Annotated in this window: 15 protein-coding genes; 13 read left to right on the forward strand and 2 right to left on the reverse strand. The window is 72.0% G+C overall.

Features of this window, described 5'->3' with window-relative positions; translation table 11 throughout:
* Nucleotides 1-69 precede the first annotated feature (69 nt).
* Genes AB3M83_RS02785 through AB3M83_RS02795 form a run of 3 tightly spaced genes read left to right on the forward strand, consistent with a single transcriptional unit; the run spans nt 70 to nt 3061 of the window.
* Entirely contained in the window at nt 70-1119 is a 1050-nt protein-coding gene (locus AB3M83_RS02785) for a YihY/virulence factor BrkB family protein (RefSeq protein ID WP_412944889.1), read from the forward strand.
* A gap of 13 nt (nt 1120-1132) precedes the next feature.
* Nucleotides 1133-2086 (forward strand): aldo/keto reductase, encoded by a 954-nt coding sequence (locus AB3M83_RS02790; protein WP_412944891.1) that lies wholly within the window; start codon nt 1133-1135, stop codon nt 2084-2086.
* 9 nt (nt 2087-2095) lie between these two features.
* Nucleotides 2096-3061 (forward strand): aldo/keto reductase, encoded by a 966-nt coding sequence (locus AB3M83_RS02795; RefSeq protein ID WP_412944893.1) that lies wholly within the window; start codon nt 2096-2098, stop codon nt 3059-3061.
* Nucleotides 3062-3080: 19 nt separating this feature from the next.
* Here AB3M83_RS02795 and AB3M83_RS02800 read toward each other — a convergent pair whose 3' ends face one another.
* On the reverse strand, nt 3081-3284 hold the full coding sequence (locus AB3M83_RS02800) for a hypothetical protein (protein WP_412944895.1): 204 nt from the start codon (nt 3282-3284) through the stop codon (nt 3081-3083).
* A 93-nt stretch (nt 3285-3377) separates the two neighbouring features.
* Here AB3M83_RS02800 and AB3M83_RS02805 point away from each other — a divergent pair, with 93 nt between their 5' ends.
* Nucleotides 3378-3860 carry a GNAT family N-acetyltransferase gene (locus tag AB3M83_RS02805; RefSeq protein ID WP_412944897.1) on the forward strand — a complete coding sequence of 161 codons (483 nt, stop codon included), beginning with the start codon at nt 3378-3380 and terminating at the stop codon, nt 3858-3860.
* On the opposite strand, the gene AB3M83_RS02810 is transcribed toward AB3M83_RS02805, so the two are convergent.
* Nucleotides 3821-4420 carry an acyltransferase gene (locus tag AB3M83_RS02810; protein WP_412944899.1) on the reverse strand — a complete coding sequence of 200 codons (600 nt, stop codon included), beginning with the start codon at nt 4418-4420 and terminating at the stop codon, nt 3821-3823. The two genes, AB3M83_RS02805 and AB3M83_RS02810, sit on opposite strands and share 40 nt — an antisense overlap.
* 213 nt (nt 4421-4633) lie before the next feature.
* On the opposite strand from AB3M83_RS02810, the gene AB3M83_RS02815 reads away from it, so the two are divergent.
* Genes AB3M83_RS02815 through AB3M83_RS02855 form a run of 9 tightly spaced genes read left to right on the forward strand, consistent with a single transcriptional unit; the run spans nt 4634 to nt 18936 of the window.
* The gene (locus AB3M83_RS02815) at nt 4634-5527 is read left to right on the forward strand and encodes a glycosyltransferase family 2 protein (protein WP_412944901.1); all 894 of its coding nucleotides are present in this window, start codon (nt 4634-4636) and stop codon (nt 5525-5527) included.
* Entirely contained in the window at nt 5524-7212 is a 1689-nt protein-coding gene (locus AB3M83_RS02820; protein ID WP_412944903.1) for an FAD-dependent oxidoreductase, read from the forward strand. Before AB3M83_RS02815 ends, AB3M83_RS02820 begins: the two co-directional genes overlap by 4 nt.
* Nucleotides 7209-12875, forward strand: coding sequence for a DUF4082 domain-containing protein (locus AB3M83_RS02825; RefSeq protein ID WP_412944905.1), 5667 nt, complete (start codon nt 7209-7211; stop codon nt 12873-12875). The genes AB3M83_RS02820 and AB3M83_RS02825 overlap by 4 nt, the downstream gene beginning before the upstream one ends.
* A gap of 54 nt (nt 12876-12929) precedes the next feature.
* Entirely contained in the window at nt 12930-13997 is a 1068-nt protein-coding gene (locus tag AB3M83_RS02830) for a Gfo/Idh/MocA family protein (protein ID WP_412944907.1), read from the forward strand.
* Nucleotides 13994-14986: an NAD-dependent epimerase/dehydratase family protein gene (locus AB3M83_RS02835; protein WP_412944909.1), complete on the forward strand. Its 993-nt coding sequence runs from the start codon at nt 13994-13996 to the stop codon at nt 14984-14986. The genes AB3M83_RS02830 and AB3M83_RS02835 overlap by 4 nt, the downstream gene beginning before the upstream one ends.
* Before the next feature lie 20 nt (nt 14987-15006).
* Nucleotides 15007-16131 carry a DegT/DnrJ/EryC1/StrS family aminotransferase gene (locus AB3M83_RS02840; RefSeq protein WP_412944910.1) on the forward strand — a complete coding sequence of 375 codons (1125 nt, stop codon included), beginning with the start codon at nt 15007-15009 and terminating at the stop codon, nt 16129-16131.
* The gene (locus AB3M83_RS02845) at nt 16128-16754 is read left to right on the forward strand and encodes a NeuD/PglB/VioB family sugar acetyltransferase (RefSeq protein ID WP_412944912.1); all 627 of its coding nucleotides are present in this window, start codon (nt 16128-16130) and stop codon (nt 16752-16754) included. Before AB3M83_RS02840 ends, AB3M83_RS02845 begins: the two co-directional genes overlap by 4 nt.
* Complete coding sequence (locus tag AB3M83_RS02850; protein ID WP_412944914.1) at nt 16751-17893, forward strand: DegT/DnrJ/EryC1/StrS family aminotransferase; 1143 nt, start codon at nt 16751-16753, stop codon at nt 17891-17893. The genes AB3M83_RS02845 and AB3M83_RS02850 overlap by 4 nt, the downstream gene beginning before the upstream one ends.
* Nucleotides 17890-18936, forward strand: coding sequence for a glycosyltransferase family 2 protein (locus AB3M83_RS02855; RefSeq protein WP_412944916.1), 1047 nt, complete (start codon nt 17890-17892; stop codon nt 18934-18936). Before AB3M83_RS02850 ends, AB3M83_RS02855 begins: the two co-directional genes overlap by 4 nt.
* Nucleotides 18937-18945: the final 9 nt, after the last annotated feature.

Genomic DNA, 18945 nt, shown 5'->3' on the forward strand with positions numbered 1-18945 from the left:
CGGCCGGGTCGCCGAGGGTGGCATCCGACACGTCCGCACGTCCCGAGATCCGCACGGAGGCATCCCACCATGGCCGAGCAGAGCACGCGCACCGACGCCCCGCATCCCGACGCGGCGACGAAGCCGGACGGTCCCACCGACCTCCACAAGCGTTCGTGGAAGTACGTCCTCGGAAAGACGATCCGCGAGTTCTCCGCCGACCAGTGCACGGATGCCGCCGCAGGGCTGACGTACTACGCGGTGCTGGCCCTGTTCCCCGCGCTGATCGCGATCTTCTCCCTGCTCGGCGTGATCGGGCAGGGGGGTGCGGCTGCCGACGCGGTGCTGGGGATTGTCGAGGACGTCGCCCCGGGCGACACCGCCGCCGCGCTCCGTGGCCCGATCGAGCAGGTGGCGTCCGCCCCCGGCGCCGGCTTCGCGCTCGTGTCCGGCATCCTCGTCGCCCTGTGGTCGGCATCGGGGTACGTCGGCGCGTTCAGCCGGGCGATGAACCGCATCTACGAGATCGAGGAGGGGCGCCCGTTCTGGAAGCTCCGCCCGATGCAGCTGGTGGTCACCGTCATCGCCGTCGTGTCGCTCGCGCTGGTCGCCCTCGGACTGGTCGTCTCGGGCGACGTCACCCGGGCGGTCGGCGACGCCCTCGGCCTCGGCGACGGCGTCCAGATCGCATGGGCCATCGCGAAGTGGCCGGTGATGCTCTTCATCGTCGTCCTGCTCGTCGCGATCCTCTACTACGCGACCCCGAACGCCAAGCAGCCGAAGTTCCGCTGGATCAGCCTCGGCGCCCTCATCGCCATCGTCGTCCTGATCCTCGCGACGGCGGGGTTCTTCTTCTACGTCGTCAACTTCTCGAACTACGACCGCACCTACGGCTCCCTCGCGGGCGTCATCGTGTTCCTGCTCTGGCTCTGGATCGCCAACAACGTGCTGCTGTTCGGCGCGGAGTTCGACGCCGAGCTGGAACGCGGTCGTCAGCTGCAGGGCGGCATCGCGGCGGAGGAGGACATCCAGCTGCCCGCGCGGGACACCCGCAAGTCCGACAAGCAGGCCGAGAAGGAGCAGAAGGACATCGAGGAGGGCCGCCGCATCCGGATGTCGCGCGGCGAGGATCACAGCTGACAGGATCGATTCGATGACCTCCTCCGCTTCGACCCGTGTCGTCCTCGGTCGCACCGGGCTCTCGGTCTCGCCCGTCTGCGTCGGCACCGCCGCCTGGGGCGTGATCTCCCCGGAGCACGAGCTCTCGGTGCCCGAAGACGCGGCGATCGCGACCGTGCACGCGATGCTGCGCTCGCCGGTGAACTTCCTCGACACCTCGAACAACTACGGCGGCGGCGAGAGCGAACGCCGGATCGGGGTGGCGCTGCAGCAGTCCGGCATCCCCGACGATCTCGTGCTGCAGACCAAGCTCGATCGTGACCCCGACACGGGATCGTTCGGTGCGGATCGGATGCGGCGCTCGTTCGACGAGAGCCGTGAGCGGCTCGGCGATGCGACCGTTCATGTGGCCTACCTGCACGACCCCGAGCACATCGGCTTCGAGGCTGCGATGGCTCCGGGAGGGCCGGTCGACGCCCTGCTCGCCCTCCGTGACGAGGGCGCCGTCGCGCACATCGGCATCTCCGGTGGGCCGACGAGGATGCTCCGGCGCTTCGTCGAGACGGGACTGTTCGACGCGCTGATCACCCACAACCGCTACACGCTCATCGACCGCACCGCCGACGAGCTCCTCACCGTCGCGGCCGATGCCGGACTCGGCGTCCTGAATGCGGCCGTGTACGGCGGCGGCGTCCTGAGTCGGGCGCCGCGGGTCACCGACCGCTACGCCTACCGGGCGGCTTCGCACGACGTCCTCAGCGCGATCGACGACATCGGCGCCGCGTGCGAGCGCCGGGGCGTCCCGCTCCTCGCTGCCGCCCTCCAGTTCTCGACGCGCGACCCCCGCATCCACTCGACCATCTGCGGAATGGTCTCGCCGGACCAGCTCGCGCAGACGCTCGACCTGCTGGACATCGACATCCCCCCGGAGCTCTGGGACGAGATCGACGAACTCGTCCCCGGTCGGGACTCCTGGATCAACGACTGAGGAGACGCAATGGACTACACACGACTGGGAAGCGCCGGCGCGCGCGTGAGCCGCATCGCGCTCGGCACCATGAACATGGGACCGGTGATCGGCGAGGAGGAGTCCTTCGCGATCCTGGATGCCGCGCGCGAGCACGGCGTGAACTTCCTCGACACCGCCGATGTGTACGGCGGACGGCCCTGGGGGGACGAGCCCGGACAGACCGAGTCGCTCGTCGGGCGCTGGATCACCGACCGGGGCGTCCGGGACGACGTCGTGCTCGCGACGAAGGCGCACGGGACCATGGGACCCGGCGTCAACGACCGCGGGCTCTCGTCCCTGCACATCCGCGCCGCCGTGGAGGCGTCGCTGCGGCGCCTGCAGACCGACCGCATCGATCTGTTCCAGATGCACCACATCGACCGGACGGTGCCGGTGGACGAGGTGCTCGATGCGTTCACGCGGCTGCGCGACCAGGGCAAGGTCGTCTACCTCGGCTCGTCGAACTTCGCCGGCTGGAACATCGCCCAGTACCGCGAGATCGCCGCCGCGACCGGGCGCTCGCCGATCGTGACCGAGCAGTCGGTGTACAGCCTCGCCAACCGGACGGTGGAGCTCGAGGTGGTCCCCGCCGCAGCGGCCTACGGCATGGGGCTGCTGCCCTGGTCCCCGCTGGCCGGCGGCGAGCTGGGGGGCGTCCTCCGCAAGACGGACACGTCGCGCAGCGACCCGTCCCGGCTAGGCGAGCGGCGCGCACAGATCGAGCGGTACGAGGCGTTCGCCGACGAGCGCGGCATCGACCCGGCCGTCCTCGGGATCGCGTGGCTGCTCCACCAGCCGGTCGTGACCGCCCCGATCGTCGGTCCGCGTCGCCTGGAGCACCTGATGAGTGCGATCTCGGCGGTGGACGTCGAACTGAGCGAGGACGACCTCTCGGCGCTCGACCGCATCTGGCCGGGGCCGGGAGGTCAGGCGCCCGAGGCCTACGCCTGGTGACGTGCTGCGCCGCGGCCGGTCACCGGGAGGTGGGCGGCAGCTTCGCGACGCCGTGCCGGGCCGGCTCGTCGGGCTCGGCGGCGGTGTCGGGCGAGACCTGCGACGGCCCGTCGGGAGCGTCGCTGCCGGGGTAGTGGGGTTCCTCGATCTCGATCGCGGGATCGCGCTCCTCCTTCGGGGCCAGGTGGTCGAGAGGCTGCTTGATGTCGTCGGAATCGGTCATGGCTCCACGGTCCGACACGTGCCCGGGCCGACACAGGGGATTGCGGACGGCCGCCGGATGTGGTTCGCGGCGGCGCCGTCGTAACGTGGACGGATGACCTTCGGCATCCGTGCGGCGTCCCTCGAGGACATCCCGCAGACGACCCTCTACCGGATCCTCTGGCTACGGGTGCGGGTGTTCGTCGTCGAGCAGCGGGCCGCCTACGAGGAGCTCGACGGCCGTGACATCGAGCCGGGCGCCCGTCACGTCTGGGCGGAGGAGGGCGACGAGGTCCTCGGTGCGCTGCGGGTGCTCTCCGAGGCCGGGCGGTGGCGGATAGGGCGGGTCGTCACGGCGCCGACCGCACGGGGCCGGGGCGTCGGGGCGGAGCTCATGCGCCGCGCCATCGACCTGTGCGAGGCGACGGATCCGCGCCGCTCGATCGTCCTCGACGCGCAGGCGCACCTCGCCGACTGGTACGGCCGATTCGGCTTCGCGGTGGACGGAGACCCGTTCACCGAGGACGCCATCCCGCACCTGCCGATGCGACGCCCGGCTCACTCGAGCAGCCGCAGCGCGTCGCCGTCCTCGGTGTAGCGCTCGCCGGTCTCGGGGCAGACCCAGACATCGTCCTCGGCCGTGAGGGGCCGGCCGACCCGGCCGACCCAGCCGACCCGCTTCGCGGGGACGCCGGCGACGAGGGCGTGAGCGGGCACATCACGCGTGACGACCGCGCCGGCGGCGACCAGGGACCATGCCCCGATCCGGACGGGCGCGATGCACACCGCCCGCGCGCCGATGGACGCGCCGTCCTCGACCGTGACCCCCACCGCGTGCCAGTCGTCCGCGCCCTTCGCGGTGCCGTCCGGATTCGCCGCCCGCGGGAACTCGTCGTTCGTGAAGACGACCGCCGGGCCGATGAAGACGCCGTCGCCGACGACGGCGGGCTCGTAGACGAGGGCGTAGTTCTGCACCTTGCACGCGTCGCCGAGGACGACGCCCGGACCGATGTAGGCGCCGCGCCCGATGTTGCAGTCCGCGCCGAGACGTGCGCCGGCCCGGATCTGGGCGAGATGCCAGACGCGGGTGCCCTCGCCCAGGTCGACGTCGTCGTCCAGGTCGGCGGACGGGTGGACGGTGGCGGCGGTGCCGGTCATGACGGTCTCCTTGCTGGCCGAAGGGCGTCCGGGACGCCCCGTGGCATCCGTGTGTCGGATTGTATTGTGCGTGCGGGTGCGATCTGGTTACATTGCCCGCGGGGACACCGGTCGCGCTGAGCCTGGGGAGGCGAAGCGCACCTCCGACGAGTGGGATCGTCGGCGGCACCGGTTCATGGCCCGCATTCCTGCTCGGGATGCGTGCGTCTGGGGATGAGCATGGGGACCTTGGGGAACGCCGACGGCACGACGCCGTCGCAGCGACGCGCGCGCGGCGCGGTGATCATTCCGGCGCACGACGAGGCCGCCGTCATCGCGCGCACGCTGGCGCCGCTGGCGCCGCTCGCCGAGCGCGGCCGCATCGAGGTCGTCGTCGCCTGCAACGGATGCAGCGACGACACCGCGGCGATCTCGCGGGCGTTCCCCGGCGTCGTCGTCGTCGAGACGGACGAAGGCTCCAAGCCGGCCGGCCTGAACCTCGGCGACGCGGCCGCCACCGCCTGGCCGCGGCTGTATCTGGATGCCGACATCGAGATCGCGCCGGCCGCCGTGCTGGCCGTCTTCGATGCCCTCCAGGAGCCCGGTGTGCTCGCCGCCCGTCCCGCCTTCGTCTACGACACGGCCGGCGCGAGCGGACCGGTCCGCGCCTACTACCGGGCCCGCACGCGGATCCCCGGGCAGCCCGCCCGGCTGTGGGGAGCCGGCGGGTACGCCGCGAACCAGGCCGGTCACGGGCGGTTCGCGTCGTTCCCGGCCGTCACCGCGGACGACTCCTGGTTCGACGCGCAGTTCACCGAGGACGAGAAGCGGATCGTGGACACCACGCCCATGCAGGTGCGCACGCCCCGGGATGCCGCGGCGCTCGTCTCGGTGCTCGCACGACAGCGCCGCGGATATGTGGAGATCGGCATCGCGCCGACGACCGCCTCGCGCGCGGCGAGTCTGCTCCGGGCGGTCCGGACTCCCCGCGATGCGTCCGACGCGCTCTGGTACGCCCTGCTCACCGCGCTCGCCCGTCGGCGAGCCCGGTCCGCTTCGGGCGGCGACGTCCGCCCGGCCTGGGAGCGGGACGCGTCGACGCGCGAGGGTGCGGAGGCCATCGCATGAGTGCGGTCGCGGGCGACCGGCATCCGGACGGGGACTTCGACTGCTGCGTGGTCGGGGCGGGTCCGATCGGCCTGGCCTTCGCCGTGGAGGCCGCCGAGTCGGGTGCGCGCGTCCTGCTGATCGACGCCGGTGACGAGGCGAGCGGCACGCGCGACATCGAGCCGATCATCGGGCAGCGGACCGAGATCGTCGATCCCGCCCGGCACGCGCCGCTGCAGCTGACGACGCGTCGCGGGGTGGGCGGAACGTCCTGGCTGTGGGGCGGACGCTGCGTCGCATTCGAGCCCATCGACCTCGAACCGCGCGAGTACGTGCCGCTCGGGGAGTGGCCGCTGGCGCTGTCCGACGTCACTCCCTGGTACGCCGCGGCGGCCCGGCACCTCGACTGCGGCGCCCCGGTCTTCCGGGCGGACAGCCCGGACTGGGACGGGCTCGCCGATTTCCGGATGTCCAACCTCGAGCGCTGGGCGCGGCGACCCAAGCTCGGCCCGGGACTCGGGGCGCGTGCGCTCGCGCATCCCGGCGTGACCGCGATGCTCGGCGCGCGGGTGACCGACGTCGAGTTCGACGACGGTGATGCCACGGCCGTGAGCGGACTCGTCATCACTCGGCGCGGCACGACCTCCCGCGTTCGCGCCCGGTCCTACATCCTGGCCATGGGCGGGCTCGAGATCCCCCGGCTGCTGCTGCACGTGCAGCGCCGCCGCCCCGACGCGTTCGGCGGCGTCGACGGTCCGCTCGGCCGGTACTACATGGGGCACGCCACCGGCAGCATCGCCGACATCGTCCTCGACGACCCGGCTCGCGCCGCCGATCTCGACTTCGTGCGCGACGAGCACGACACCTACACCCGGCGGCGCTTCACCCTGCACGAGGACGCGCAGCGGCGCCACCGGGTGCTCAACACGAGCTTCTACCTCGACAACCCGCCCTTCTACGAGGCCGATCACCGCAACGCGACACTCTCCGCCGTCTTCCTCGGCATCGCGATCCCGCCCGTCGGGCGCGCCATCCTGGCGGAGGGCATCCGGCTTCGGCACGTCGGGCCGCGCCCCTACGCCCTGCGCGCCCACATGGCGAACATCCTCCGCTCGCCGTTGCGCGCCGCGACGGACGTGGCCGACATCATCCGCCGCCGCTACCTGTCCCGCGTGCGCAAACCGGGATTCCTGCTGCGCAACGAGGGCGGTCGCTACGCGCTGCACTACCACGGCGAGCAGCTGCCGAACCCGGACAGCAGGATCACCCTGCACGTGGACGGCTCCGGCACCGAGGTCCTCCGTGTCGACTACCGCTATCTCGATGCGGACGTCGCCTCGCTCCTGCGCTGCCACGAGCTGCTGGACGGCGAGCTTCGCCGGGCGGGCCTCGGGCGGCTGGAGTACACCGCATCCGACCCCTCCCTCGTCCAGGCGGATGCGTGGGCGCAGACCACCGACGGGTTCCACAGCATCGGGACCACACGGATGAGCGACGACCCCGCACTCGGGGTCGTGGACGCCGACTGCCGCGTGCACGGGATCGCCAACCTCTACATCGCCTCGAGCAGCGTGCTGGCGACGTCGGCGGAGGCGAACCCCACCTTCTTCGCGACGGCGCTCGCCGTCCGGCTCGCGCACCACCTGACGGGCGCGCTGCCCGAGTCCGCCATGGACGCGGCTGCCTCTTCTGCGGGAGCGTCATGACAAGCCCCGTCCGCCGCCGCAAGGGAGGTCAGGTCGCCGCCGCTCTCGCCGTCATCGCGGTGCTCGCGAGCGCACTCGTCGCGACCGGACCGGCGGAATCGAGTCAGGCGGCCAGCCCGTGCGGGGCGGACGTCAACCCGATCGTGTGCGAGAACCGCGAGCCGGGCACGGACCCCGCCCGGTGGGACATCTCCGGCGCCGGCGACCCGGCTCTGCAGGGGTTCGCCACCGATATCAGCGTCGACGCGGGACACGCCATCGACTTCAAAGTCGACACGGATGCCGCCGACTTCACGATCGACATCTATCGGACCGGCTGGTATCAGGGTCTGGGTGCGCGACACATCGACGACGTCGATCCCCTCCCGCTTCCCACGCATGTGCAGCCGGAGTGCCGGCCGGACGGCCGGACGGGGCTCTACGACTGCGGCACGTGGCACGTGTCGGCGACATGGGATGTTCCCGAGACGGCGGTGTCGGGCGTGTACATCGCGGCCCTCGGCCGTGCGGACACCGGCGGGCGCAGTCACATCATCTTCATCGTCCGCAACGACGGGAACACATCGGACGTCGTCTTCCAGACCTCGGACACCACGTGGCACGCCTACAACTCCTACGGGGGCGCCGACTTCTACCAGGGCGGCGCGAACGGCAGAGCGTACGAGATCAGCTACAACCGCCCGTTCGCGACCCGTGGCGGGATCACCGCACGCGACTTCTACTTCAGCTCGGAGTACGCGACGGTGCGCTTCCTCGAGCGCAACGGGTACGACGTGAGCTACCTGGCAGGGGTCGACACCGACCGGCGCGGCGAGGAACTGCTCAACCACGACGTCTTCCTCTCGGTCGGCCACGACGAGTACTGGTCGGGCCGCCAGCGCGAGAACGTGGAGGCGGCGCGTGACGCCGGCGTCCACCTGCAGTTCCTGTCCGGCAACGAGGTCTACTGGCGGACGCGCTGGGCGCCGTCGACCGACGGTTCGCAGACGGACCATCGGACGCTCGTGTCCTACAAGGAGACCTGGTCGAACGCCAAGATCGACCCGTCGGACGAGTGGACCGGCACGTGGCGCGATCCGCGCTTCGCGGGAGCGGAGCACGGCGGCCACTCGCCCGAGAACGCGCTGACCGGCACCATGTACGTCGCGAACCACAACGACATGCCCGTCACGGTGTCGAGCCGCGAAGGCCGGACGAGGCTCTGGCGCCATACGCCGTTGGCGTCGCTGCCGGCCGGGGCGACGGCAGAGCTCGCCCCGCACACGGTCGGGTACGAATCCAATGAGGTGATGGACAACGGGTTCAGCCCGCCCGGGCTCATCCGGCTGTCGACGACGGAAGGTCCCACCCCGCAGTACCTCACCGACTACGGCAACACCGTCGTGGGAGGGACCACCCGGCACCACGTCACGCTGTACCGGGCGGCCAGCGGCGCACTCGTCTTCTCGGCGGGCAGCATCCAGTGGGGCTGGGGGCTCGACGACGTGCACGACGGCGACGGTGCGCCGGCAGACCCGCGGATGCAGCAGGCGCAGGTCAACCTCTTCGCAGACATGGGCGTGTTCCCGGGGACCCTCATGCCGGACCTCGTCGCGGCGACCGAGAGCGCCGACGCCACGGCGCCCACGACGACGATCACGAGTCCCGCCGAAGGCGCGACGACGACGCACGGGCGGGTCGTCACCGTGACCGGCACCGCCGCGGATGCCGGCGGCGTGGTCGCCGGAGTGGAAGTCTCCACCGACGGCGGTCAGAGCTGGTACGCGGCCACCGGAACCACCTCGTGGAGCTACAGCTACGTGCAGCAGGGCCTCACGTCCGCGACGATCCGCGCCCGGGCCATCGACGACAGCGCCAACGTCGCGGCGGCCGGCGCGGTGCGCTCGGTCGCGGTGACGGGCTCCGCGTCGATCCTCGGGGACGTCACGCCGCAGATCGCCTCCACGACCGACACCCAGGCCATCGAACTCGGCCTGCGGTTCACCACGCTGACCGACGGCGTCGTGTCCGGTGTGCGCTTCTTCAAGGGACCCGAGAACACCGGTACGCACACGGGTTCGCTGTGGTCGGCATCCGGTGAGCGGCTCGCGAACGTGACCTTCCGGAACGAGAGCGCCACCGGATGGCAGACGGCGCTCTTCGAGGCCGGGGTCGAGGTCGTCGCAGGAGATGAGTACACCGTCTCCTACACCGCGCCGCAGGGCGGCTACGCGTACCAGGAGCGCACCTGGCCGTACGCGGCGCGTGAGACCGCGCCCGTGCGCATGGTCCCCGGCACGGGCGCGGCATCTCCGGGCGTCTACGGCTCGCCCGGGCAACGGCCGGTCCAGCGGTATCAGGACGCCACCTACTTCGTGGATGTACTCTTCGACGCCGCCGGTGAACTGCCGGTGCGCCTGACCGCGCAGTCCCCGGCCCCCGGCGCGATGCGCGTGGCGAAGGATGCCGCGGTGTCCGCCACCTTCACGCTGCCGGTGTTCCCGTCGAGCGTCGGCATGACGGTGACGTCCAGCGAGGGCGACGTCGTCGACGGGACCCTCTCGTTCGACGAATCGTCCCGCCGAGTGCGGTGGGCGCCTGCCGTCCCGCTCGAGCCGGAGACCACGTACACCGTGGCTGTCACGGCCGTGCCCGTCGATGCGCCCGCGTTCGAACCGGGCGGGTGGACGTTCACGACGGCCCCGCTCATCGACCCCGAGAACGTGTGCCCGTGCACCCTCCATGACGACGCCGCTCTGCCGCCGGTGGTCGCGGCGCCGGACTCCCACGATGTCACCGTCGGGACGGCCTTCACGGTCATGGAGGCCGGCTTCATCACCGGCATGCGGTTCTACCGGGCGGCGGCGAACGCGGGCCCGCACACGGGGACGCTGTGGGGGCCGGACGAGACCGAGCTCGGGCGCGTGAGCTTCGAAGAGAGCAGCGCAGCGGGATGGCAGACGGCGCACTTCGACGACCCGGTCGCCGTGCGGCCCGGTTCGGAGTACGTCGTCGCCTATCGGGCCCCGACGGGACGCTACTCCCTCGCCCCGAGCGCCTACGCCGCGCCGGTGGCGCGCGGACCGCTGCGGGTCCCCGCCAGCGGAGGTGCCTTCACCTACACCGGGGGCTACCCCGGCGAGCGGTCGACGTCGAGCTACTTCGTCGACCCGATCTTCGAGCGCACCCTCCCGGGGCCGACGCTCGTGGCGACGACGCCGGCGGCCGGCGCGACCGCGGTGCCGGTGACCGCCGGGGCTTCGGCGACGTTCAGTGAAGCGCTGACGGCGACGCCGGAGATGACCATGGTGGTCGACGGGCGCGCCGTCCCGGGAGCCGTCTCGCTCTCGAGCGACAAGCGGACGGTCTCGTTCGCGCCGGCCGACGAGCTGCCGTACGCGAGCGATGTCAGCGTGGCCGTCACGGGAGCGACGTCGGCCGCCGGAACGGCGCCCGCGCGGGTCTGGACGTTCGTGACCGCGGCCGACCCGGATCTGCCGCTCGCCGTGACCTTCTTCGGAGACGCCCAGCCGGCCGGCGTCGCGGCTGCGTCCGATGGCGCATCCGTCGAGGTGGGCATGCGGTTCAGCTCGTCTGCGGCCGGTCGCATCAGCGGCATCCGCTTCTTCAAGGCGGCCGGTGACACGGCAGCGCACACCGGCACCCTCTGGGGGCCGCAGGGGGATCCGCTGGGGACCGTCGTCTTCCGCAACGAGTCGGCAGCCGGGTGGCAGCGCGCGCGGTTCCCCGTCCCGATCGACATCGCAGCAGGGGAGACCTACACGGTGTCGTACCTCTCGCCGGCGGGCCGGTACGTGTACCAGCAGGGCGCGTTCGAGACGGTGAGGACGAGCGGACCGCTCACCGCGCCGGCGCAGTCGAACGGGGTCTTCCGCTACGGGCCGGGTGGCGCCCGGCCGACGGATTCCTGGGGGGCGTCGAACTACTTCGTCGACGTCGACTTCCTTCCGGGGACGGCGAGCGAGCCGCCCGTCGTGCTCGGGGACCGTGCGCCGTCGGGAGCGGACGCCCCCGACGACGGCGTCGTCACCGCCGTCCTCAGCGTAGACGCGCCGTCGCCGTCGCTCGAGGTGACCCGCAGCGGCGACGCCGTGCCGGGGCTCTCGACCTATCACGCGGCGACGCGATCCCTGCGCTTCGCATCCGCCTCCCCGCTCGCGCGCGCGACGACCTATCGGGCCACCGTCCGGATCGACGACGAGGTGCTGGACGCCTGGGACTTCACGACCCGGGGACCCGACGTCCAGGGCGACGCGCAGACCCTCTTCGGCGGCGTCGTCCCCGAGATCGACTCGGCGTCCGACAGCGCGGCCGTGACGCTGGGCACAGCGTTCCAGGTGGACGAGCCGGGAGTCGTCACCGCCATCCGGTTCTACAAGGGCGCCGCCAACACCGGCACCCACACCGGCAGGCTGTGGGGTCCGGACGGGACGGAGCTCACCCGGGTGACGTTCGCGAACGAGACGTCGTCGGGATGGCAGCGTGCCCCGCTCGCCACACCGGTCGAGGTCGTGCCCGGTCAGACCTATGTGGTGTCCTACTTCGCCCCGGTGGGCGGCTACGCCGTCGAGACCCAGTACTTCGCCGAGCCGCGTACCCGTGGCGACCTGAGAGGCCCGGGAGGCGCGAACGGACGGTTCGCCTACGGAGCGGACGGCAGCCGTCCCGGCGACTCCTGGCGGTCCTCGGCTTACTTCGTCGACGCCGAGGTGACATTCGCGGCGCCGACGGCGACGCCCGCACCGCCGACGCCCGCACCGCCGACCCCGACGCCGACGCCGCCGGCGCCGGCGCCGACGCCGAGTCCGGACCTGACGCCGACCCCCGCGCCGGAGGCGACGCCGAGTCCGGACGTGACGCCGACTCCCGCGCCGGAGGCGACGCCGCCGCCGGATGCCGCAGAGTCGCTCCGCGTCGTCGCCGCGACGCCCGAGTCCGCCGCCGTCGAGGTGGCTCCCACGGCGACCATCACCGCCCGGCTGTCGGGTGACGTGCCGGATGCCGCGCTCCAGGTGACGGGACCGGAGGGCGCGGTTCGCGGGTCGACGGTCGTCGACCATGAGACCGGGACCGTCACCTTCGCACCGGAATCGCCGCTCGCCTGGTCGGCACGGTACGACGTGGTCGCCCGGGTTCCCGGGGCGGACGTCGCGGATGCCGCATGGTGGTTCACCACCGCGGCCGAGCCGCCGACGCTGAGGGCGACCACGATCTTCGGCGACCTCACCCCTCAGCATCCGTTCTGGGACGATCCCCACGCTGTCCAGGTCGCGACCCGGTTCCGCGTCGACGCGCCGGGCGAGGCCACCGGCGTCCGCTTCTACCGAGGCTCGGCGAACAGCGGCGAGCACACCGGCTACCTCTGGGGCGCGGATCGCACGCGGCTCGGCGAGGTCGTGTTCGAGGACGAGACGCCCGAAGGATGGCAGACCGCGACGTTCGACGAACCGGTGCGTCTCCTTCCCGGTGTCGAGTACCGCGTCGGACTCCACAGCACGACCGGGCGCTACGCCGTCGATCTGGGCGCGCTCGCCGAGCCGACGGTGATCGGCCCGTTCGCGGTGCCGGCCGACGGCAGCGCCTACACCTACTCGCGAGAGTTCCCCGAGGACCTCTCGCCGCACAACTACTGGGTGGACGTCACGTTCGAGCCGTCCGGTTAGCGGCTTCGCCGCGCAGCAGGAAAACCACACACACTGGGGAACTTGGGGGAGACCGTGAACGAACGGTTGAACGTCGCCGTCATCGGCGCCGGATATTGGGGACCGAACCTCGCTCGCAACCTGCGGGCCGGGTCGGATTGGAATCTGGCCGCGATCTGCGACCTCGACATCGACCGCGCGCGGCGGGTCGCCGACGGAATCGGCGGCGCACCGGTCACCGCCGATCTGGCGGCCGTCCTCGCCGATCCGCTGATCGACGCCGTCGCGATCGCGACGCCGGCGCGCACGCACCATCCGATCGTGATGGCCGCGCTCGACGCCGGCAAGCACGTCATGGTCGAGAAGCCGCTCGCCGACACGCACGAGCGCGGCGGCGAGATGGTCCGCCGGGCGACCGAGAACGGTCTCGTGCTGATGGCCGACCACACCTACTGCTACACGCCCGCAGTCCTCAAGATGCGTGAGCTGGTCGCGGAGGGGGCACTCGGGGATGTGCTCTTCGTGGACAGCGTGCGCATCAACCTGGGGCTGATCCAGCCGGACGTCGACGTGTTCTGGGATCTCGCCCCGCACGATCTGTCGATCATGGACTTCGTCCTGCCGGGCGGGCTCGCGGCGACGTCGGTCTCGGCCCATGGCTCGGACCCGCTGGGCACCGGCAAGTCCTGCATCGGCTACCTGGCCATGCCCCTGGAAGGCGGCGCCATGGCCCACGTGCACGTCAACTGGCTCAGCCCGACGAAGATCCGGCGCATGGTGATCGGCGGGACCCGTCGAACCCTCGTCTGGGACGACCTGAACCCGCAGCAGCGGCTCAGCGTCTACGACCGCGGCGTCGACATCGGGACGGTGTCGAAGGCGACGAGCCCCGACACCCGAGCCGCGAACGTCTCCTACCGTCTCGGCGACACGTGGGCACCCGCGCTCGAGGAGCGCGAGGCGCTCGGCGGTGTCGTGAGCGAGTTCGCGGCCTCGATCCGGGAGCAGCGGGCGTCACGGACGAGCGGCGCCGCGGGGCTGCGCGTCCTCTCGGTCCTCGATGCCGCGGCGGCGAGTCTCGGCGTCTACGGTGCGCCGCAGCCGGTCGCCGGTCGTCGCGCCGCCGAGGAGGTGGCGGCATGACCCGGCTCGAGGGCGCGCGGGTCCTCGTGACAGGCGGTGCCGGCACGATCGGCTCGACACTCGTCGACGCCCTGCTCGCGGAGGGGGTGGCGCACGTCGACGTCCTGGACAATCTCGTCCGCGGGCGAAGGGCCAACCTCGACACGGCGGTGGCGAGCGGCCGGGTCCGCCTCGTCGAGGGGGACATCCGCGACGCCCGGCTGGTGGACGACCTCGTCGCGGGCCAGGACGTCGTCTTCCACCAGGCCGCGATCCGGATCACGCAGTGCGCGGAGGAGCCGAGGCTCGCGCTCGAGGTGCTCGTCGACGGGACGTTCAACGTGGTCGAAGCGGCGGCTCGGCATCGGGTGGGCAAGCTCGTCGCGGCATCCAGTGCGTCCGTGTACGGCATGGCCGAGGAGTTCCCCACCACCGAGCGACACCACCATGAGAACAACGACACCCTCTACGGCGCCGCGAAGACGTTCAATGAGGGACTCATCCGCAGCTTCCGGGCGATGGCGGGGCTGGACTACGTCCTGCTGCGCTACTTCAACGTCTACGGTCCGCGCATGGACGTCCACGGCCTGTACACCGAGGTCCTGGTCAGATGGATGGAACGAATCGCCGACGGGAAGCCGCCGCTGATCTTCGGCGACGGCAGCCAGACCATGGACTTCGTCTGCGTGCCCGACATCGCCCGGGCGAACGTCCGGGCGGCGCAGAGCGATGTGGTCGAGGGCACGTACAACATCGCCAGCGGCACCGAGACGAGTCTCCTCGAGCTCGCCGAGGCGCTGCTGCGCGTCATGGGCTCCGACCTCGGCGTCGAGCACGGACCCGACCGGGCGGTCAACGGCGTCGTCCGCCGGCTCGCCGACACGTCCGCCGCCCGGCGGGACCTCGGCTTCGAGTCGACGATCGGCATCGAGGAGGGACTCCGACAGCTCGTCCGCTGGTGGGCGCCGCTGCGCGAGGAGATCTCCGCAGGACGGGCGGTGACGGTCTGATGTCCGAGCGGATCAATGTCATGCAGCCCTGGTTGGGTCAGGAGGAGGCGGACGCGGTCGCGGAGGTGATCGCGAGCGGCTGGGTCGCGCAGGGACCGAAGGTCGCCCAGTTCGAGAAGGAGTTCGCGAGCACGATGTCCGCCCCGTATGCGGTGGCCACATCGAGTTGCACGACGGCGCTGCACCTGGCCCTCGTCGTCGCAGGCGTCGGGCCCGGCGACGACGTCGTCGTGCCCTCCTTCTCGTTCATCGCGACGACGAACGCCGTCCGCTACGTCGGGGCACGGCCGGTGTTCGCCGACGTGGACCCGGTGACGGGGAACCTCACCGGCGCCGGCGTCCGGCTCGCGATCACGTCCGCGACGAAGGCGGTCGTCGTCGTCGACCAGGGCGGCGTCCCGGTCGACCTCGACGACGTCCGCGAGGTCACCGACCCGTTCGGGATCATCGTGATCGAGGACGCCGCGTGCGGCGCCGGGTCCACCTACAAGGGGCGGCCCGTCGGGGCCGGCGCCGAGATCGCGGCGTGGTCCTTCCATCCCCGCAAGCTGCTGACGACCGGCGAGGGCGGCATGATCACGACGACGCGGGGGGACTGGGCGAAGCGGGCACGCCACCTGCGCGAGCACGCGATGAGCGTGTCCGCCGCGGACCGGCACACGTCGGTGCTGCCGCCCGCCGAGGAGTACACCGAGGTCGGGTTCAACTTCCGCATGACGGATCTGCAGGCGGCGATCGGTCTCGTCCAGTTGCGCCGGCTGCCGCACATCGTGCGGCGGCGGCGCGAGCTCGCCGGTGCCTACCGCGCCGCGTTGGCGGGCATCCCGGGGCTCCGGCCGGTCACCGATCCGGAGTACGGCACCGGCAACGTTCAGTCGTTCTGGGTCGAGGTCCTGGACGGGTACCCGACCGACCGGGACGGGCTGCTCGTCGCGCTCGCCGAAGCCGACGTGTCGGCCCGACGCGGCATCATGGCGACCCACCGCCAGGCGCCGTACCGCCATCTCGCCGCCGCCGGTTCGCTGCCGGTGACCGAACGGCTCACGGATCGCACGGTCATCCTCCCGCTGTTCCACACCCTCAGCGCCGCGGACCTGGAGCGGATCCTCTCCGTCCTCCGTGACCCGGTGCGGGTGGCGGCATGACCGGCGGGCTGCTCCTGCTCGGGGCGGGCGGGCTCACCCGCGAGGTGCTCGCGTCGGGGATCAGCGGCGTCGTCGGCGTGCTGGACGACGACGAGGCGCGCCGGGGCACGGAGGTGGCCGGCATCCCGGTCCTCGGACCGATCGCCACCGCGATCGGACGGGACGAGCAGCTGCTGGTGTGCATCGGCCCGAGCCGCATCCGGCGCGGCGTCGTGCGCGCCCTGGACGCAGCCGGAGTGCCCGCGGAGCGCCACGCGACGTACATCGCGCCCTCCGCACGGGTCGGCGCCGGCTGCGTCGTCGCCCCGGGGTCGATCCTCCTCGACGGCGTCGTGGTGACCGCCGATGCCATGATCGGCCGGCACGTCGTGGCGATGCCGAACTGCGTCGTCACGCACGACGATGTGCTGGCGGACTTCGTCACTCTCGCCGCGGGCGTCGCGCTCGGCGGGCGGGTGCTCATCGGCGAAGCCGCCTACGTCGGCATGAACGCGTCGGTGAGGCCGGACTGTTCCATCGGCCGGGAGGCCACCGTCGGAATGGGAGCAGTCGTCCTGGTCGACGTTCCCGCCGAAGAGACGTGGGCCGGCGTGCCCGCACGACCCCTGGGGGTATTCGCGTGACCATCGCTCCGAGCACGACCATCACCGCCGTCCCGTTCCTGGACCTCGCGGCACAGCAGAAGGAGATCGCGCACGAGGTGCTGCCGATCTGGGCACGGCAGCTGGCGGATGCGGCGTTCGTCGGCGGGCCCGACGTCGCCGGGTTCGAGCGGGAGTACGCCGACTACATCGGCGTGCGCCACGTCGTCGGCGTCTCCAACGGCACCGATGCGCTGGAGCTGGCTTACCGGGCGGTGGGCGTCGGCCGAGGCGACGAGGTCATCATGCCGGCGAACACGTTCATCGCGACCGCCGAGGCCGCCTCGCGTCTGGGCGCGGTGCCGGTGTTCGTCGACGTGGACGAGGAGCACCTGCTCATGGACCCGGCGGCGCTGGAAGCGGCGGTCTCGAGCCGGACCCGGGCGATCGTCCCCGTGCACCTGTTCGGGCAGACGGCGCCGATGGCGCCGATCGCGGCCGTCGCCCGCCGTCACGGACTGGCCGTCGTAGAGGATGCCGCGCAGGCGCAGGGCGCGTGGGGCTCCGATGGCCGCGCCGGGGCGATGGGCCACATCGCGGCGACGAGCTTCTACCCGGGGAAGAACCTCGGCGCGGCCGGCGACGCCGGCGCCGTGCTGACCGACGACGACGGGATGGCCGCGCTCGTGCGGAACCTCGGGGCGCACGGCAGCTCGGTGAAGTACGTGCACGATCACGTCGGGATGAATGCGCGACTCGATGCCGTGCAGGCGACGGTGCTCCGGGCGAAGCTGCGGCGGCTGGAAGGGTGGAACGCCGCGCGCCGGGAGGCTGCGAGCCGCTACGCCGAGCTGCTGGGGGACATCGACGGCGTGCGGCTGCCGACCGCGCGCCCCGGGAACACGGACGTGTGGCACCTGTACGTGATCCGGGTCGCCGACCGTGACCGGGTGATGGCGGAGCTGGGGGCCGCCGGGATCGGGGTCGGCGTCCACTATCCGACTCCGGTGCACCTCACGCCCGCCTACGCGGGTCTCGAGGGCCGGCCGGGTCAGTTCCCGGTGGCGGAGGCCGCCGCCCACCGCATCCTGTCCCTGCCGATGTTCCCGCACCTGACCGCAGACCAGCAGCAGCGCGTGGCGGCGGCCGTCGTGTCAGCGGTGAGGGGAAGCGGCTCGTGAAGATCCTCGCGCCACGGCCGCTCGGCCGCGTCCCGCGCGTCTCCGTGGTCGTCCCGCACTACAACTACGGGCGGTACCTTCCCGATGCCGTGCGAAGCGCGCTGGATCAGGCGGGCGTGGATCTGGAGGTGATCATCGTGGACGACCACTCGACGGACGGCAGTCGAGAGGTCGCTCGCCGGCTGGCGGCAGAGGATGGTCGCATCCGCCTCATCGAGCACGAGCGCAATCTCCGCCACATCCGCACCTACAACGACGGACTGTCGCAGGCGACGGGCGACTACGTCGTGCTGCTCTCGGCGGACGACGCTCTCGCCCCCGACTCCCTCACCCGTGCGGTCGCACTGATGGAGGCGCACCCCACGGTGGGACTCGTCTACGGCTCGGTGCAGTGGTTCGACGGCGCTCTGCCGGAGGTCTCGCCCACCCGGGCATGGTGGCAGATCTGGAGCGGATCGGACTGGGTCCGTCGTGTCGCGCGGCGCGGGCGGAATGCGATCGTCAGTCCCGAGGCGGTCATGCGGCGGTCGGTGTACGCCGACATCGGCGGGTACGATCCGGCGGCGCCGCATGCCGGAGACATGTTCATGTGGCTGCAGGCCGCCGCCCGCGCCGACGTCGGATTCGTCGGCGGTCCCCGCCAGGCGTTCTACCGCGATCACGGCGGCAACATGCACACCCTCGACTACGGCGGCGTGCTCGACGACATGACCCACGTGCGAGACGTCTATCGCCGCTACTTCGCGACGGACGGCGCCCGGATGCCGGACGCGGCGACCCTGAACCGAGTGGCGATGCGCAGTCTCGCGCGGGAGGCGCTCCTGCGCGCGGTCTCGCTCCGGAACGAAGGAGCACCGCCCGACGTCATGGCGGCCTTCCTCGCATTCGCTCAGGAGACGTCCCCCACGGCCGCGCGCTCCCTGGTCTGGCGGTGGGCGACCTTCGCGAATCGGCCGGACGCACGCGCGGCGCGGACGGTCGCGCTGGCGGAACGCGCGCGATGGACGATGCGCTCGCGGCGCACCGACCTCATCGGCCTGTAGGGGCTCGGC

Origin of the sequence: Microbacterium pasadenense (genome assembly GCF_047246565.1) — a bacterium.
Classification (GTDB): Bacteria; Actinomycetota; Actinomycetes; order Actinomycetales; family Microbacteriaceae; genus Microbacterium.

Coding starts and splice junctions, on each gene's coding strand:
- AB3M83_RS02815 (WP_412944901.1), top strand. CDS start 4,634: ATGAGCATGGGGACCTTGGGGAACGCCGACGGCACGACGCCGTCGCAG.
- AB3M83_RS02810 (WP_412944899.1), bottom strand. CDS start 4,420: ATGACCGGCACCGCCGCCACCGTCCACCCGTCCGCCGACCTGGACGAC.
- AB3M83_RS02835 (WP_412944909.1), top strand. CDS start 13,994: ATGACCCGGCTCGAGGGCGCGCGGGTCCTCGTGACAGGCGGTGCCGGC.
- AB3M83_RS02800 (WP_412944895.1), bottom strand. CDS start 3,284: ATGACCGATTCCGACGACATCAAGCAGCCTCTCGACCACCTGGCCCCG.
- AB3M83_RS02790 (WP_412944891.1), top strand. CDS start 1,133: ATGACCTCCTCCGCTTCGACCCGTGTCGTCCTCGGTCGCACCGGGCTC.
- AB3M83_RS02805 (WP_412944897.1), top strand. CDS start 3,378: ATGACCTTCGGCATCCGTGCGGCGTCCCTCGAGGACATCCCGCAGACG.
- AB3M83_RS02795 (WP_412944893.1), top strand. CDS start 2,096: ATGGACTACACACGACTGGGAAGCGCCGGCGCGCGCGTGAGCCGCATC.
- AB3M83_RS02840 (WP_412944910.1), top strand. CDS start 15,007: ATGCAGCCCTGGTTGGGTCAGGAGGAGGCGGACGCGGTCGCGGAGGTG.
- AB3M83_RS02845 (WP_412944912.1), top strand. CDS start 16,128: ATGACCGGCGGGCTGCTCCTGCTCGGGGCGGGCGGGCTCACCCGCGAG.
- AB3M83_RS02820 (WP_412944903.1), top strand. CDS start 5,524: ATGAGTGCGGTCGCGGGCGACCGGCATCCGGACGGGGACTTCGACTGC.
- AB3M83_RS02785 (WP_412944889.1), top strand. CDS start 70: ATGGCCGAGCAGAGCACGCGCACCGACGCCCCGCATCCCGACGCGGCG.
- AB3M83_RS02825 (WP_412944905.1), top strand. CDS start 7,209: ATGACAAGCCCCGTCCGCCGCCGCAAGGGAGGTCAGGTCGCCGCCGCT.